The sequence below is a fragment of the Ruegeria sp. S84 genome, assembly GCF_056583445.1.
The window spans coordinates 2,273,975-2,289,510 of sequence record NZ_CM152618.1 but is presented as its reverse complement, the minus strand read 5'-3'; the positions used below and the strand labels follow the sequence as shown (position 1 = coordinate 2,289,510).

Annotated in this window: 14 protein-coding genes, 1 pseudogene and 1 riboswitch; of the genes and pseudogenes, 13 read left to right on the top strand and 2 right to left on the bottom strand. The window is 56.8% G+C overall.

Going from position 1 to position 15,536, the window contains the following annotated elements; genetic code table 11:
* Window positions 1-42 precede the first annotated feature (42 nt).
* The gene (locus AC1DFB_RS11515) at window positions 43-840 is read left to right on the top strand and encodes a phytanoyl-CoA dioxygenase family protein (protein WP_170397571.1); all 798 of its coding nucleotides are present in this window, start codon (window positions 43-45) and stop codon (window positions 838-840) included.
* Between the two features lie 3 nt (window positions 841-843).
* Here the strand turns inward: AC1DFB_RS11515 and AC1DFB_RS11510 are convergent, their stop codons facing one another.
* Window positions 844-1,707 carry a hypothetical protein gene (locus AC1DFB_RS11510; protein ID WP_480885498.1) on the bottom strand — a complete coding sequence of 288 codons (864 nt, stop codon included), beginning with the start codon at window positions 1,705-1,707 and terminating at the stop codon, window positions 844-846.
* Window positions 1,708-1,827: 120 nt separating this feature from the next.
* Here AC1DFB_RS11510 and miaB point away from each other — a divergent pair, with 120 nt between their 5' ends.
* The 10 genes and pseudogenes from miaB to cmk all read left to right on the top strand — a co-directional run bounded on the left by miaB (window position 1,828) and on the right by cmk (window position 12,314).
* Window positions 1,828-3,147 (top strand): tRNA (N6-isopentenyl adenosine(37)-C2)-methylthiotransferase MiaB, encoded by a 1,320-nt coding sequence (gene miaB, locus AC1DFB_RS11505; protein WP_480921286.1) that lies wholly within the window; start codon window positions 1,828-1,830, stop codon window positions 3,145-3,147.
* A 165-nt stretch (window positions 3,148-3,312) separates the two neighbouring features.
* Window positions 3,313-4,077 (top strand): outer membrane protein, encoded by a 765-nt coding sequence (locus AC1DFB_RS11500; protein WP_480921285.1) that lies wholly within the window; start codon window positions 3,313-3,315, stop codon window positions 4,075-4,077.
* A gap of 146 nt (window positions 4,078-4,223) precedes the next feature.
* Window positions 4,224-5,247, top strand: a pseudogene (locus tag AC1DFB_RS11495) (PhoH family protein).
* Between the two features lie 41 nt (window positions 5,248-5,288).
* On the top strand, window positions 5,289-5,783 hold the full coding sequence (gene ybeY / locus AC1DFB_RS11490) for an rRNA maturation RNase YbeY (protein ID WP_480921284.1): 495 nt from the start codon (window positions 5,289-5,291) through the stop codon (window positions 5,781-5,783).
* A gap of 36 nt (window positions 5,784-5,819) precedes the next feature.
* Entirely contained in the window at window positions 5,820-6,704 is an 885-nt protein-coding gene (locus AC1DFB_RS11485; RefSeq protein ID WP_170397541.1) for a hemolysin family protein, read from the top strand.
* On the top strand, window positions 6,701-8,233 hold the full coding sequence (gene lnt / locus AC1DFB_RS11480; protein WP_480921283.1) for an apolipoprotein N-acyltransferase: 1,533 nt from the start codon (window positions 6,701-6,703) through the stop codon (window positions 8,231-8,233). The genes AC1DFB_RS11485 and lnt overlap by 4 nt, the downstream gene beginning before the upstream one ends.
* A 15-nt stretch (window positions 8,234-8,248) precedes the next feature.
* Window positions 8,249-8,297, top strand: a riboswitch (SAM-SAH riboswitch).
* Between the two features lie 5 nt (window positions 8,298-8,302).
* The gene (gene metK / locus AC1DFB_RS11475) at window positions 8,303-9,484 is read left to right on the top strand and encodes a methionine adenosyltransferase (protein ID WP_480921282.1); all 1,182 of its coding nucleotides are present in this window, start codon (window positions 8,303-8,305) and stop codon (window positions 9,482-9,484) included.
* Window positions 9,485-9,576: 92 nt separating this feature from the next.
* Complete coding sequence (gene trmB / locus AC1DFB_RS11470) at window positions 9,577-10,287, top strand: tRNA (guanosine(46)-N7)-methyltransferase TrmB (protein WP_480885505.1); 711 nt, start codon at window positions 9,577-9,579, stop codon at window positions 10,285-10,287.
* Between the two features lie 69 nt (window positions 10,288-10,356).
* On the top strand, window positions 10,357-11,703 hold the full coding sequence (gene aroA, locus AC1DFB_RS11465) for a 3-phosphoshikimate 1-carboxyvinyltransferase (protein WP_480758371.1): 1,347 nt from the start codon (window positions 10,357-10,359) through the stop codon (window positions 11,701-11,703).
* Window positions 11,700-12,314 carry a (d)CMP kinase gene (cmk, locus tag AC1DFB_RS11460; protein WP_170736565.1) on the top strand — a complete coding sequence of 205 codons (615 nt, stop codon included), beginning with the start codon at window positions 11,700-11,702 and terminating at the stop codon, window positions 12,312-12,314. Before aroA ends, cmk begins: the two co-directional genes overlap by 4 nt.
* Before the next feature lie 26 nt (window positions 12,315-12,340).
* On the opposite strand, the gene AC1DFB_RS11455 is transcribed toward cmk, so the two are convergent.
* On the bottom strand, window positions 12,341-12,817 hold the full coding sequence (locus tag AC1DFB_RS11455) for a YHS domain-containing (seleno)protein (RefSeq protein WP_480921281.1): 477 nt from the start codon (window positions 12,815-12,817) through the stop codon (window positions 12,341-12,343).
* A gap of 219 nt (window positions 12,818-13,036) precedes the next feature.
* On the opposite strand from AC1DFB_RS11455, the gene AC1DFB_RS11450 reads away from it, so the two are divergent.
* Window positions 13,037-13,573, top strand: coding sequence for a hypothetical protein (locus AC1DFB_RS11450; protein WP_170736558.1), 537 nt, complete (start codon window positions 13,037-13,039; stop codon window positions 13,571-13,573).
* A gap of 199 nt (window positions 13,574-13,772) precedes the next feature.
* Window positions 13,773-15,458 carry a tryptophan halogenase family protein gene (locus AC1DFB_RS11445; RefSeq protein ID WP_480921280.1) on the top strand — a complete coding sequence of 562 codons (1,686 nt, stop codon included), beginning with the start codon at window positions 13,773-13,775 and terminating at the stop codon, window positions 15,456-15,458.
* Window positions 15,459-15,536: the final 78 nt, after the last annotated feature.

Here is a 15,536-nt window from a genome sequence, read left to right as displayed (position 1 = left end):
TTATTCATGCGCAGATCGGGCGACAAATCTAAGGAGACCGCGATGACTCACCCTCTTGTTTCTCAGGCCATGATCGACAACTTCCAGACGGACGGCGTTGTGTTGGTCAAAGGCCTGTTCGCCGATCATATTGAAACCCTACGGGCCGGGGTTGCCGCGAATATGGCCGAGCCGGGTCCTTATGCTTCGGAGAACAGGAAAGATGGCGAAACCGGCCGTTTTTTTGACGACTATTGCAACTGGTCCCGTATCCCGCAGTTTCGTGAAGTGATCGAAAAATCTCCTGCTGCTGAAGTAGCGGCCGACCTCATGCAGTCGCAATCTGTGCAGATGTTCCATGACCATGTTCTGGTGAAGGAACCCGGAACCTCGATGGCAACGCCGTGGCATCAGGATGGGCCATACTATTTTGTGGATGGTCAACAGAATATCAGCTTCTGGTCACCGTTGGATCCGGTGAAACAAGCGACCTTGCGCTGCGTTGCCGGTTCGCACCGCTGGGAAAAAGAAGTGCTACCTACCCGCTGGGTCTCGGAAGAAGGTTTCTTCCCTGACGAGGGCCAGTACATGCCGATTCCGGACCCAGATGCCGAAGGGATGAAGATTGTAGAATTTGAAATGGAGCCCGGTGACGCAGTGGCCTTCAACTATCGCACGCTACACGGGGCCCGAGGCAATACTTCCGATAGCCGACGCAGGGCATTTTCGCTGCGATTGGTTGGTGATGATGCACGTTATGTCGAGCGTCCAGGCCGGACTTCGCCGCCATTTCCGGGACATGAAATGGTGCCGGGGCAGCGGCTGCGCGAGGACTGGTTCCCAGTTCTGTTACAGCGTTAGAACCTAGAACCACTGGCCCGATTCGATCAGGCCCAGATCCAGCAATTGGCGCGAGTCCCACTCGAACGGAGTTGAATGGTTCCAGCAGAAGTTGGAGATATCAAACGTCGATCCGGCGTTCGTCTTCAATGCTTTGGCCGCCCGGAACGAACAGATCGCGGCGGTCAGGTTGTTGTGCCATGGGCAGGCGTAGGTGTTGTATTCCGGCTCATTGAAAGTGTGATCAGGCAGAAGTTTCAGATCGGGTTTTGCTTTGAACAGCGAAATCCGATCGATCCGGCGTCGTTCATACGGGATATGATCTTCGAACCGCCAGCGCAGACCACCGGACATATCCAGTTGCCGCTCTAGCGGCTTGCCAGATGCGTCATGCCGCGTGTGGGCGTAGTATCCGGTCTTGTCCAGCATTGCGTGATCGGGGGCCACTCCGTTTGGATAGGCCGTCAGATCATTCGCATAAAGATCGATCACATGGGTCAGCATGGCCTGGCGCCGTTCTTCAGAATGGAAGGCCAGTAACTCTCCGACCGAGCGGGTCTCGCAGAAAGGGTAGAACAGATATTCAGAGTTGTAGCAGTAGTATACCCATGTGCCTTGAGCCGCCTGAATGATCCGATTGACGGCCTCAAATACGACGGTTCTGGGCGCGCAGGTCATCGTCACTCGATGAACCCTTTCCTCCAGCGCTTCATCCAGCGTGAATTCCTGGGGTAGGAATGTGATCACGGATTTGAACCCCAGCTTCAAATGATGGTGCAGCGTCCCTTCTAGCTCGACATCATCTTCGGCAAATATCAGTGCCACGGGTCCCTTGCTCAGGATCGACCGATCGGAATTCAGAAGGTGATCAAGGGATTCGTACTGCATCGTTGGTTTCGTTGCCGCCTTGCTGGAAATTCCCGCCAAATTCGGGTAATTGCGCCAGCATTGCAAGCGGCGTTCGATACGTATAGACGACGCCGACCCAGCGACTGCAAAGGCCAACCCATGTCTGAACCGAAAAAGCTGTTTATCAAGACCTATGGCTGTCAGATGAACGTCTATGACAGCGAACGCATGGCCGAAGCGCTGGGCGGACAGGGCTATGTCGAGACCAAATCGCCCGATGATGCGGATATGATCCTGCTCAATACCTGCCACATTCGAGAAAAGGCAGCTGAGAAAGTCTATTCCGAACTGGGCCGTTTCAAGGGCCTCAAGGCGGAAAAGCCGGAACTTAAAATCGGTGTCGCAGGTTGCGTCGCTCAGGCCGAAGGCGAGGAAATCATCCGTCGCCAGCCGCTTGTCGATCTGGTGGTGGGGCCGCAAAGCTATCATCGCCTGCCCGAGATGGAGGCGAAGACGCGCGCGGGTGAAAAGGCGCTGGATACCGAGTTCCCCGAAGAAGACAAATTCGAAAAGCTCAAGAACCGCCCCAAGGCCAAGCGCGGACCGACGGCATTCCTGACCGTGCAGGAGGGGTGTGACAAGTTCTGTGCCTTCTGCGTTGTGCCCTATACACGCGGGGCCGAGGTCAGCCGCCCGGCAGATCGCATCCTGCGTGAGGCCCGCGATCTGGTTGAACGCGGTGTGCGTGAGATCACGCTGCTGGGGCAGAACGTCAATGCCTATCACGGGGCTGGACCGGACGGAGACATGACCCTTGCCGGTCTGATCTGGGAATTGAACAAGGTCGACGGGCTAGAGCGCATACGCTTTACCACCTCGCACCCGAACGACATGGATGATGCGCTGATCGAAGCGCATGGCACCTGTGAGAAGTTGATGCCATATCTGCATTTGCCGGTGCAGTCGGGGTCGGACAAAATTCTAAAGCGGATGAACCGCAGCCACACGGCTGAAAGCTATCTGCGATTGATCGAGCGTATCCGAGAAGCGCGCCCCGATATTCTGATGTCCGGCGATTTCATCGTGGGCTTCCCGGAAGAAACGGAAGAGGATTTTCAGGCCACTCTGGATTTGGTCGAAGAGGTCAAATACGGCTACGCCTATTCCTTCAAATACTCGACGCGACCCGGCACACCTGCAGCAGAACGGCCACAGGTCGAGGCCGAAGTGGCGGATGAACGCCTGCAGCGCTTGCAAGGGTTGATCACGCGCCACCAGCGCGAGATTCAGGACTCGATGGTCGGAAAGACAGTTAATGTCCTGTTTGAAAAGACTGGGCGGCAACCGGGCCAGATGGTTGGAAAATCCGAGTATCTGCATGCGGTTCACGTCGCGGACGCTGATATCGCGAGCGGCGACTTACGTAAGGTAAGGATAAAATCGTCTGGTGCGAACTCGCTGGGTGGTGAGTTGGTCTGATCCCTTGTGGCCGGCCCGCAAAGGGTTTTCGCCTTGAAATTTAACCCTTGATTTATGGCTTGGAACTATGTTCCGAGGAAGGCTAGATTTTTCTGGGCCGAATTTTGGGTGTCGACAAACGCACCGACCCCGCCTGACGGCCCGCCTTTGCGGAGGGTACGAGTAGTGAGCTGGATACGTTTTCCGAGTGTAAACCTTTCCCGTGTTTTGTCGGCGACTGTCGTGTTGCTATCTTGCGCTGCCCCGACTTTGGCCGGCGATGTCGTCGGGGAAGTCACTGAGCCCGACGTAATCTCGTCTCAGCGTTTCGCGCGCGACGTCAATGCGTTCTATCTGGGGGTCAGCGCCGGACATGCCTCGGGCGGTTCGGACGAGTTTGGCCTGCGCGTGAACGACGGAGACACGTTTGCTGCGGGCGACCTTAAGCCAAGCGGAAATTTCGCAGGTTTTCGCGGTGGCTGGCGCGGCATTCTGCCAGCCATAGGTGGGCGCGACTATGTGTATGGGCTGGAAGTCGGTTATGACTTTGGCACGCTCGATGACAGCACGTCCTCCCGGTCCGGTGGGGCAGAGGTCAGTGGCAGGTCCGCGATATCGGATGTATTGTCCATCCGCCTGCGGAACGGGCTTACCAACCGCAGCGGCAGTGTCCTCTATTTCGTGACTGTGGGTTATGTCCGCGGCGATATCACCACGTCAGGCTCACTAACTGATGCAAGCGGGACAAGCCGATTTGAGAGCGAGGACCGCCGACAAGGTTTCTCGGCCAGCTTGGGCGCTGAACACAAACTGAACGAAAATTGGTCGATCACCGGCGAGATCGAGTATCTGCAGTTCGAATCAAAAACGGTCGAACTGGGTCCGTCATTCTCGACCAAATCGACGCCAAGCTATCGCGGACTGCGGATCGGGTTGAACTATACATTCTGATATCCGCGCGATTGGCGTTTAAAGTTGGCTGTTTCAGCGTTCATCGGCGCATTTGTCATGAGGTGTGCAAATTTTGAAACTGCCGCTTGCGTCTACCTCTTCAGTTTGTCTACGCTCAAGGTGAACCGCCAAGACAGGAGAACGGATTGGCCATCGGTGCCCTGACCCCACCGCAAGATGACATGCCCCAGCGTGAGGCGCTTGTTGAATTTCCAGACAACAGATTATTGATCGATTTGTGCGGAGAGTATGACCGCAACTTGACCGATATCGAACAGAAGCTCTCGGTGCAGATTGTGCGACGCGGCAATCAGCTTGTCGTGCTGGGCGACGAGGATCTCGCAAAAGCAGGCGATTGAGGTTCTACAGGCCCTCTATACACGGCTCGAAGGTGGGCGTGATGTGGAAGCCGCAGATGTCGACCGCGAGTTGCGCATGGGCAATTCCGAGGTCGGAACTGGCACGCGCGATGGTGACCAGCTTGAGATGTTCAAGGGTGGCACGGTCGAGATCAAGACACGCAAAAAACTGGTCGAGCCGCGCACCGACGCCCAGAAGGCCTATGTGCAGTCGCTGTTCAACAACGAACTGGCCTTTGGCATTGGTCCCGCGGGCACCGGCAAAACCTATCTGGCCGTTGCGGTCGGGGTGTCCATGTTCATTGGCGGGCACGTTGACCGCATCATTCTCAGCCGTCCGGCGGTCGAGGCCGGTGAAAAGCTCGGTTACCTGCCCGGTGACATGAAGGATAAGGTCGATCCCTACATGCAGCCGCTTTATGACGCGCTGAATGATTTCCTGCCCGGAAAACAACTTGCCAAGCTGATCGAAGAAAAGCGGATCGAGATTGCTCCGCTTGCCTTCATGCGCGGTCGTACGCTGGCAAATGCATTTGTGGTGCTGGACGAGGCGCAGAATGCCACAACGATGCAGATGAAGATGTTCCTGACTCGGCTTGGTGAAGGTAGCCGGATGGTTATCACCGGCGACCGGTCTCAGGTTGATCTGCCGCGCGGTGTGCAATCGGGTCTCAAGGATGCCGAACGGTTGCTGAAAACGATCCCGAATATCAGCTTCAACTATTTCACCTCGAAAGATGTCGTCCGCCATCCGCTTGTCGCCGCCATTATCGAGGCGTATGAGGCCGATGCGGGGCGCGAAACCGGTTAACTTTCAAGGCGCCGATTGAAGCTGGGCTCGGAGCCAAAGGTATGAATCTGGAAATCACGCTTGAGGATGATCGCTGGCGCGGGCTGGAGCCTTTGGCCACGCGCGCAATTGCTGCTGTTCTGGAGTATTGCGATCTTGAGGCGGATCAATGCGAGATCAGCTTGCTGGGCTGCGATGATGCACGGGTCGTTGAGTTGAATGCTGAATTTCGTGAAAAATCCACGCCGACCAACGTCCTCAGCTGGCCTGCCGAAGAACTGGCCCCGGATCGGGCGGGAGACACTCCGCCGGCTCCGCAACCTGACTTTACTGGCGAAATCGTGCTGGGCGACATTGCGATCTCTTATGACACCTGCGCGCGCGAAGCAGCTGAAGCCGGCAAAAGCACCGACGATCACGTGACGCATCTGATCGTTCACGGTACACTACATTTGCTGGGGTATGATCACATTCGTGACCTCGACGCCACTTTGATGGAAAGGGTCGAGGTCGAGATACTTGGCAAACTGGGTATAGATGACCCATATAATGTATGACATGGGCACCTTTGCCCGATCATTTGGAACAGGATAATGGGCGAAACAGACGGCAGTTCTAGGGCGGCGCATGGCGCGCATTCTCAGAACAGCAGCAATGACAGCGACGAAAGAGGCGGGCTTTTTTCTCGACTCATCGACGTATTTTCTTCTCAGGGCGAAGAGACCAGCCAGCTAAACGGGGCAGAGGTCGTCAGCGCTCAGCCAAGGGGCATGATCAACCTGCGCAGAATGCGGGTCGAAGATGTTGCGATCCCAACAGCCGAAATCGTATCGGTCCCCTCGACAACCCCGAAAGACGAACTTGTCCAGATTTTCCGCGACAGCGGCTTGTCACGCATTCCGGTTTACGATGGCACTTTGGATACGCCCTTGGGGTTTGTGCATCTCAGGGACTTTGCGCTGACCCATGGCTTTAACGGCAACTCCTCCGAGTTCGATCTGAGGTCGATGCTGCGGACATTGCTGTTCGTGCCACCATCGATGCCAATTGGCGTTTTGCTGACCAAGATGCAGACAGAACGTCGCCATATGGCTCTGGTGATCGATGAATACGGTGGAGTCGATGGTTTGCTGACTATCGAAGATCTGATTGAACAGGTTGTCGGAGAAATCGCCGACGAACATGATGCCGACGAAGATCAGTTATGGATACAAGAGAAACCCGGCTGCTACGTGGTTCAGGCGCGCGTACCACTTGAAGAGTTCGAGGCCGAGATTGGCCGCTCTCTGACCAGCCACGAAGATGTAGACGAAGAAGAGATCGACACATTGGGCGGTTTGGTCTTCATGCTCTCGGGGCGGGTTCCGGCGCGTGGTGAGGTTGTATGCCACCCCGAAGGTCCCGAGTTCGAGGTCATTGACGCAGACCCGCGCCGCATAAAACGGTTGCGTGTCATGCTGCCGGATATTGTTGCATGAACCCTGCCGAGGGGTGGCCCTTTTGGCTGCGATTGGTGCTGGCGGCGCTGTTGGGTGTCGCAGCGGCCAGTGGTCAGGCACCATTGGGATATTGGCCAATAAGCTTGCTGTCGCTGGTGCTGATAGCGCCGTTGTATCTGAGCACTGAGACAAATCGTCGAGCGGGTTTGCTGGGTTGGGTCTTCGCAACGGGCTATTTTGCGCACGCATTAAGCTGGATTATCGAGCCGTTTCTGGTTGATGTCCAACGCCATGCGTGGATGGCCCCTTTTGCTCTGATCTTCTTGTCGGGCGGGTTGGCCTTGTTCTGGGCGTTGGCCTTCGGAGTTTCGAAACGCATCGGTGGAGCGCCCGTCTTGCAGGGGGCTTTGCTGTCTGTAACGCTGGCGCAGGTCGAGTTTGCGCGTGGCTACATTCTGACCGGATTTCCTTGGGCAGGCATCGCGCAGATTTGGGTGGATACGTCGTTTGCCCAGACTCTGTCACTTGTCGGCCCTTATGGATTGGGAGCGCTGACACTGCTTGCCACAGTGCCATTGGGCGCAGCCTTGTTCAGCAATCGTACCCGAAGCGGCATCGTTGTACCGATCGCGTTGACCGCAGGCTGTGCGGTATTGGCTTTGATCTATGCAGCGAACCGACCTCCAGTCATGCCCTCTGGTCATATCGTGCGGCTGATTCAACCCAATGCAGCCCAGGACCAGAAATGGGATCCTGCATATGCGTCAGTGTTTTTCGCACGCCAACTTGAATTCACAGCGGCCGAGCCCCGCCCGGACCTAATCGTCTGGCCGGAAACCTCGGTCCCGGCATGGTTGGGCAGCGCGCAGCCCTATCTTTCAGCAATTGGCGAAGCGGCACAGGGCGCCCCGGTAGTCCTGGGCATTCAGCGTGCCGATGGGCAGCAGATCTATAACTCGATGATCTATCTAAATGAGGAGGGTCAGCAAGACGGGCTATACGATAAACATCACCTGGTGCCCTTTGGGGAATATGTGCCATTTGGTGAAGTGATGGCACGGTTCGGTATCTACGGGATGGCCGCAACCACAGGGAATGGCTTTAGCGCGGGGCCAGGTGCCGCATTGATGGATGTAGGCGTGCTTGGCAAGGCGCTGCCGCTGATCTGCTACGAGGCGGTATTCACGCAGGATATTTTATCCGCGCCGGATCGTGCGGATTTTCTTTTGCAGATTACAAACGACGCTTGGTTCGGAACGCGTTCCGGCCCGTATCAGCACCTCGCCCAGGCGCAGATGCGTGCAATCGAACAAGGCCTACCGATGTTGCGCTCGGCCAATACCGGAGTTTCGGCAATGATTGGCCCATTGGGGCGGATCACCGAGGCGCTGGCGCTTGGGCAGGCGGGGTTTATCGACGCCGAATTGCCGCGTCCTCATGCCCCTACCGTTTATTCTCGAATTGGAGACAGTCCGGTATTTTTAGCTTTGTTGGTGCTATTTGCGCTGCTATGTCGGCACGCCCGGCGCGTAAACGACCAATTTCCGATTGACCCTGTCAAACGCTAAGCGTATTCGATCACACGCCTGCCACAACGGCTTCCTGACGTGGTGGGGAAATCTTAATGGAGCACTTTCATGTCCCGACAGAATTATATTTTTACTTCGGAATCCGTTTCCGAAGGGCACCCGGATAAGGTCTGCGATCGTATTTCCGATGCAGTACTAGACGCATTCCTGCGCGAAGAACCCGAGGCCCGCGTGGCCTGTGAAACATTTGCCACTACCGATCGTGTGGTTATTGGCGGAGAAGTGGGTCTGTCGGATCAGGACAAGCTGCATGATTATATGGCGCATATCGACGATATCGCGCGGGCATGTATCAAAGATATCGGCTACGAGCAGGACAAGTTTCACCACGAAACCGTCGAAGTGACGAACCTGTTGCACGAGCAGTCGGCCCATATCGCGCAAGGCGTGGATGCTGCCGATAACAAAGACGAAGGTGCAGGCGATCAGGGCATCATGTTCGGCTATGCCACGACCGAGACGTCAGCGCTTATGCCTGCGCCGATCCAATACTCGCATGCTATCCTTCGCCGTCTCGCTGAAGTTCGCAAAAATGGCAGTGAACCCGCCCTTGGCCCGGATGCAAAATCACAGTTGTCTGTTATCTATCGCGACGGCACGCCGGTCGGTGTCAGCTCAATCGTGCTATCGACGCAGCACATGGATGAGGCGCTGACCTCTGGTGATATTCGCGCCATTGTCGAGCCCTACATCCGTGAAACCCTCCCCGACGGCTGGCTGACCGCCGAAACCGAATGGCACGTGAATCCCACCGGCAAGTTCGTCATCGGCGGTCCGGATGGTGATGCGGGTCTGACCGGTCGCAAGATCATCGTCGACACTTATGGCGGTGCAGCACCTCACGGTGGTGGCGCATTCTCGGGCAAAGATCCAACCAAGGTGGACCGCTCGGCGGCTTATGCAGCGCGTTATCTGGCCAAGAATGTCGTTGCTGCAGGGATGGCAGAGCGCTGCACCATTCAGTTGAGCTATGCGATTGGGGTGTCAAAGCCCCTCTCGATCTATGCCGACACGCATGGAACTGGCCAGATTGCCGATGCAGTGATCGAAAAAGCAGTTGGGCAGGTGATGGACCTGACTCCGCGCGGAATTCGCCAACATCTGCAACTCAACAAGCCGATTTATCAGAGGACCGCTGCTTATGGCCACTTTGGTCGTGAACCCGATGCGGACGGCGGATTTAGCTGGGAGCGCACCGATCTGGTAGAAGCGCTGAAACAGGCGGTCTGATCAACAATTAGTAAAACGCGCCGGTTTCGGCGCGTTTTTTGCAAGTCGGCGACCACTTGCAACAATTTCAGCCCCGCAGTAAGGGCTGCGCCATGAGTACAAAGACCCCACAACGCCCGCGCAGAAATTTTTATGGCCGCTTTAAGGGCAAAACCCTGAAGCCCAGTCAAAAGACTTATCTGTCGGAAGATCTTGCTGCCTTGTCCCCCGGTGCGGTGGATTGGGACGGTAATCCTGAACGCGATCCGCTCGATCTCGATGGTCTATTCAGAGGCAAGCCTGTCTGGCTTGAGGTCGGCTTTGGCGGCGGCGAGCATCTGGTGCATCAGGCTCAGCAAAACCCGGATATCGGCATCATCGGAGCCGAACCCTATATCAATGGTGTTGCGATGCTGTTGGGTAAAATCCGTCAGGCCGGTGTTGAAAACCTTGCCGTACATCCCGGGGACGCGCGAGACTTGTTCGACGTTTTGCCTGAAGCCAGCATATCGCGCGCTTTTCTGCTCTATCCCGATCCCTGGCCTAAGACCCGGCATCACCGACGCCGGTTTGTCACACCTGAACATCTGGAGCCTTTGGCGCGCGCGTTAAAGCCGGGCGCAATTTTTCGCGTTGCAACAGACATCCCTGACTATGTGCGCCAAACGCTGGAAGAGTTGCCGCGGGCGGGCTTCGAATGGCTGGCCGAGCGCCCCGCCGACTGGCGTGAGCCGTGGGATGACTGGATTTCCACGCGCTACGAACAGAAGGCGCTGCGCGAAGGCCGTACACCCCATTACCTGACCTTCTGCCGCAAAGACTGATTGTCGCTGGACCAACCGGCCCCAATTCGCTAATCGGCCTGAGGACTGATAGCGAAAACAGGAGCCCCCATGTCCGGACACGGCACGCCCATCCCGATGACTTCGCAGCCTTGCGGCCCGCTGACAGGCACCGCAGAGGTGCCCGGGGACAAGTCGATCTCGCACCGGTCCCTGATCCTGGGGGCAATGGCTGTGGGAGAAACCAAGATATCGGGCCTGCTGGAAGGCGAGGACGTATTGGACACCGCTAAGGCCATGCGTGCCTTTGGGGCCGAAGTAACGGATCATGGCGGTGGCGAATGGTCGGTGCATGGCGTGGGCGTTGGTGGTTTTTCCGAACCAGATCAGGTAATCGATTGTGGCAATTCGGGCACTGGCGTGCGCCTGATCATGGGGGCGATGGCGACTTCTCCGATCACAGCGACCTTCACCGGAGATGCGAGCCTGAACAAACGTCCGATGGCGCGGGTCACCGATCCGCTGGCGCTGTTCGGAACGCAATCTGTCGGCCGAGACGGTGGACGTCTGCCGATGACCATTGTCGGAGCTGCGGACCCCACCCCGGTGCGCTATGAGGTGCCTGTGCCTTCGGCGCAGGTGAAATCCGCCGTTCTGCTGGCAGGGCTGAACGCTCCCGGCAAGACCATCGTGATCGAGAAGGAAGCGACCCGCGATCATTCCGAACGGATGCTTGCGGGCTTTGGTGCCGAAATCACGGTCGAGGACACGGATGAAGGGCGCGTTATCACGTTGACCGGTCGGCCCGAGCTGAAGCCACAAGTCATCGCCGTGCCGCGCGACCCGTCCAGTGCGGCCTTCCCGGTCTGTGCCGCACTGATCACACCGGGCTCGGACGTGTTGGTCCCCGGTATCGGCCTGAACCCGACCCGCGCAGGCCTGTTCACCACGCTGCGCGAAATGGGTGCCGATCTGACCTACGAAAACGAGCGCGAAGAAGGGGGTGAGCCGGTTGCCGATCTGCGTGCAAAATACTCGCCCAACATGGAGGGGATCAACGTCCCGCCCGCGCGCGCGGCGTCGATGATCGATGAATACCCGGTGCTGTCTGTTGTGGCCGCAAATGCGACGGGCACAACAATGATGGGCGGCGTGAAAGAACTGCGCGTCAAGGAAAGTGACCGGATCGACGCAATGGCCCGTGGCCTGCGCGCCAACGGTGTGACCGTGAACGAAGGTGACGAATGGTGGTCAGTCGACGGTCTCGGCATCGGCGGTGTGCCCGGTGGTGGGACCTGCGAAAGCTTCTTGGACCACCGCATTGCCATGTCGTTCATGGTCATGGGGATGGGGGCTAAAAAGGCGGTTTCGGTGGATGACGGCGGACCGATCGCAACGTCGTTCCCGATTTTTGAGCCTTTGATGGCCGCGCTCGGTGCCAAGGTCGAGCGTACATGAGATTCACCGTAGCTATCGACGGCCCTGCGGCGGCGGGCAAGGGGACGATTTCCAAGGGCGTTGCTGCGCATTTCGGGTTTGCGCATCTGGATACCGGTCTTCTCTATCGCGCGGTGGGGCGTCGTATGCTGCAAGGTGACGAACCGGTTGCAGCGGCAGGGTCCCTGACAGCAGAAGAATTGCAGCAGGGTGATCTGCGTACGGCTGAGATCGCACAAGCGGCCTCGAAAGTTGCGGTCATTCCTGAAGTTCGAAGTGCACTCGTTGATTTTCAGCGGGGGTTTGCCCGTCGCGCCGGAGGCGCCGTGCTGGACGGGCGCGATATTGGAACCGTGATTTGCCCAAACGCTGAGGTCAAACTGTTTGTCACCGCCAGCCCCGAAGTCCGGGCGGAACGGCGATATCTTGAGCTTTCGGCCAAAGGTTCGGACGTGTCACGCGAACAGGTGCTCGCGGATGTCAAAGAGCGTGACGCACGTGACGCGGATCGCAGCACTGCACCGATGAAACCTGCAGATGACGCCGTGCAGCTTGACACGTCAAACCTGAGCATTGAGGCCGCGCTGGCACGGGCGCTCGAAACAATTGAACAGAACCTGCCCGCAGCCTGAAATGGCCGCGGACAGGTGTCCGTTAACTACAATTCACCAACTGCGATGCTCTTGATATTGGTCCACTGGTCATCTGCGGTTTTAGCGGTGCCGGTGACGTCTTTCAGGAAAGCAGCGCGGGTATCAGCATTCAGGAACAGATACAGCTTGCCGTCTGCGATTAGGTACTGATCCGGGTCGCCGTCGAACTTTTTGCCAACAGACACCCCGAACGAACAATAGCCACCGTGCTGGGGCAAGTAAGCCGTCGGATTGGCCTCGAACGCTTCAAGGTTTTCCGCGCTGGTGAAGTAATAGGATGCGCCGTCATAAGTCGCCGAATGATTGGCGAAGCCTTCGACCGGATTGCCATTGTTGACAAGCGCGACCAGATCGACGCCATGGGCTGCCAGGGGTGCACCAGCCGCCGACAGGCCTTTGGAGACGTTGATTTCGTCTGCGGCAAAAGCCGGAGCTGCCAGGGCCAGAGTTGCGGCTAATGCAGTAAGTGCGAGCGATTTCATAGTAGGGGTCCTTTCCCTTTTTGGTTCAAGGCTCGGGTCCGCCCCAAGCCGATGTAACTAAGTTAGAAAAGGTTATTCGGACGGGTAATCGCAGATAGGTCATGAGATTTTGCAGATCGTCCAAAGATCAGAGCGTTTTGCAAAAACTGTTCACATAGCTTTGTTTGGCCACCTGTCCGATGGCCGCCTAAGCTTGTTGGACAACCGTAGGAGTGGCCCATGATCAGACTAACCCTGTTTTTGTTCTTTCTTGCAGGTAGCGTAGCTGCGCAGCAATCAGACGCGCCGGTGCCCGAGGCCGAACCTCCGATGACTTACGAGCGTCTGGGAAAAATCATCTTCGCACTGGACCCCCAAGCGCAGCCGATCGGGCCGGGGTTTGAGTTGACGATATCTGATGTGACGGTGCTGGTTGTCACCGATACCAATGCTGACCGCATGCGGGCGATGGTCGCGATCGGCAGTGCTGCGGATTTGTCGCCAGCCGATTTGCAACGGATGATGCAGGCAAATTTCGACAGCACGCTGGATGCGCGCTATGCGATCGCAAATGGCACCTTATGGGCTGCGTTCATTCACCCGCTTTCGCTGTTGCAAAGGGATCAGTTGATCTCGGGTCTGGCCCAGACTGTGAATATCGCCAACACCTATGGCACATTGTACACCGGTGGCGCGGCGGAATTCGGAGGGGGCGACAGCCATGATCTGCAGCGTGAGCTGATCGAAGAACTTCTGAAGAAGGGTGAGGAAATCTGACACTTGTCCAAAGTAGGCGCATAGCCTGAATTCTGATGACGAATGTGCCTGCGACCATAGGTGTCATAGGCTCTAGCTGGATGCTTGAAAGCTGTTATAGTCTTCCCACAGCTAAATAAGGGAAAGCTGCTGTTAAATCCCCAACACTCAAAAAAAGGGGAGGCAGCTACAAAATCCCAAGCCAACAGGGACAAAAAATATGAATAATCGTTTGCGTAAGATCACCATCGTGGGTGGTGGTACGGCGGGTTGGATGACTGCGCTCATCCTGGACATGGTGTTCTCCCGCACGTCAGCACCCAAGGATCGCCCACGCATTTGCTTGATCGAAAGCCCCAACATCTCGACTGTGGGTGTCGGTGAAGCGACGGTGCCGCGTATGCCGGTCACGCTCCGTCAGGCGGGCATATCAGAGCGGGATTTCTTCCGCGAAACCAACGCATCGTTCAAGTTGGGAGTTAAGTTCTGCAATTGGAACAACGACGCCAAGGGCAATCGGATAGACTACGTAAACCCGTTTGCCCATGGTCAATTGCTGGAGGGGTTGGAGGCTGCCGAGTATTTTCTGCGTTTTGGTAACGGGGATCGGGATTTCACGCAGTCAATCTCACCGCATGATGATCTGGCCCGGTTGTGCAAGGGTGCGCGCCCGTTGGGTGCACCTGAGTTCGAACAGCGGTTTGGCTATGCTTATCATTTGGATGCCGTGAAGTTTGCGGGCATGCTAACAAAGGTCTGCGCCAAGCGAGGCGTAGAGCATATTCAAGACGAAGTGCAATCGGTCGAATTGGACGAGCAGGGCAATGTCAGCCACCTGATGTTAGAGCGCAAGGGACGCCATGACATTGAGATGGTCATAGATTGCACGGGTTTCCGGGGGTTGATCATCAATCAAGCGTTGGGCGAGCCGTTCATGGATTACTCGGACTACTTGCCCAACGACCGTGCCATGGCCTTGCAGATCGAGCACCCTAACCCCGAAAAGATCGAAAGCGTTACACGCTCGACCGCGCTTGGTGCGGGTTGGACGTGGCGTGTGCCGCTCTACAATCGTGTAGGTACGGGATATGTGTATTCATCCGCGCATCGGACCGATGATCAGGCGGCGGACGAATATCTTGAGTGGTTGGGCGACAGCGGCAAGGGGCTGACACCGCGCGTGATCCCCATGCGTGTTGGTCGTGTCCGCAATGCCTGGGTTAAGAACTGCTTGGCGATCGGTTTGTCTGGTGGATTTATCGAACCGCTTGAAAGTACCGCGATCCACATGATCGATCACGCGATCCGCTGGTTTGCCGAGCATCTGCCGACCCGCTATATCGAGCCCGCGCTGCGCAACCGATATAACCGGCAGATGAACAAGCTTTATGACGAGGTACTGGATTTTATCTGCCTGCACTACCGGTTGGGTAACCGCACCGATCATCAATATTGGATCGACGCCCGCACCGAGATGAAGATTCCGGATCGGTTGGCCGAGAACCTTGAGCTGTGGCAGCATCGTCTGCCGATGGAACACGATATCGAGTTTGCGACGCTGTTCAATTTCCGCGTCTATCAGACGGTTCTTCTGGGCAAACAGGTGTATGATACGGGGTATGGCGAAGGTATCCGTGATCGTCTGCGACCGCTGAAGAAGCCGATTTGGTTCCAGTGGTGGAAGGGGGCAAAAATGGACCTTGCACAGATCCTCAAGACCATGCCGGATCACAAAACCCTGCTGCGAGATATCCGGGGCGAGTTGGAGAAGCCTGCCTTTGGCAAGGCCGCAATGGGGCAGCCGACTGTCGCAATGCCGGGCGCGAAACCGGCACCCGTGGTGATCGAGAACATGCCAAACCTCGCTGAGATTCAAAGCGGCAAGAAAGATCTGCAACTGTTCTAGCGCCGCATGGTATCATTCGGCAGAACTGACAAAGAAGGCCGGGGATCGGATTGCGTTTGCTTCGATGCCCGGACCTGA

Bases quoted from the DNA above. Each gene is read 5' to 3' on its own strand.
- AC1DFB_RS11515 (WP_170397571.1), top strand. From the start codon at position 43: ATGACTCACCCTCTTGTTTCTCAGGCCATGATCGACAACTTCCAGACG.
- AC1DFB_RS11510 (WP_480885498.1), bottom strand. From the start codon at position 1,707: ATGCAGTACGAATCCCTTGATCACCTTCTGAATTCCGATCGGTCGATC.
- miaB (WP_480921286.1), top strand. From the start codon at position 1,828: ATGTCTGAACCGAAAAAGCTGTTTATCAAGACCTATGGCTGTCAGATG.
- ybeY (WP_480921284.1), top strand. From the start codon at position 5,289: ATGAATCTGGAAATCACGCTTGAGGATGATCGCTGGCGCGGGCTGGAG.
- AC1DFB_RS11485 (WP_170397541.1), top strand. From the start codon at position 5,820: ATGGGCGAAACAGACGGCAGTTCTAGGGCGGCGCATGGCGCGCATTCT.
- lnt (WP_480921283.1), top strand. From the start codon at position 6,701: ATGAACCCTGCCGAGGGGTGGCCCTTTTGGCTGCGATTGGTGCTGGCG.
- metK (WP_480921282.1), top strand. From the start codon at position 8,303: ATGTCCCGACAGAATTATATTTTTACTTCGGAATCCGTTTCCGAAGGG.
- trmB (WP_480885505.1), top strand. From the start codon at position 9,577: ATGAGTACAAAGACCCCACAACGCCCGCGCAGAAATTTTTATGGCCGC.
- aroA (WP_480758371.1), top strand. From the start codon at position 10,357: ATGTCCGGACACGGCACGCCCATCCCGATGACTTCGCAGCCTTGCGGC.
- cmk (WP_170736565.1), top strand. From the start codon at position 11,700: ATGAGATTCACCGTAGCTATCGACGGCCCTGCGGCGGCGGGCAAGGGG.
- AC1DFB_RS11455 (WP_480921281.1), bottom strand. From the start codon at position 12,817: ATGAAATCGCTCGCACTTACTGCATTAGCCGCAACTCTGGCCCTGGCA.
- AC1DFB_RS11450 (WP_170736558.1), top strand. From the start codon at position 13,037: ATGATCAGACTAACCCTGTTTTTGTTCTTTCTTGCAGGTAGCGTAGCT.
- AC1DFB_RS11445 (WP_480921280.1), top strand. From the start codon at position 13,773: ATGAATAATCGTTTGCGTAAGATCACCATCGTGGGTGGTGGTACGGCG.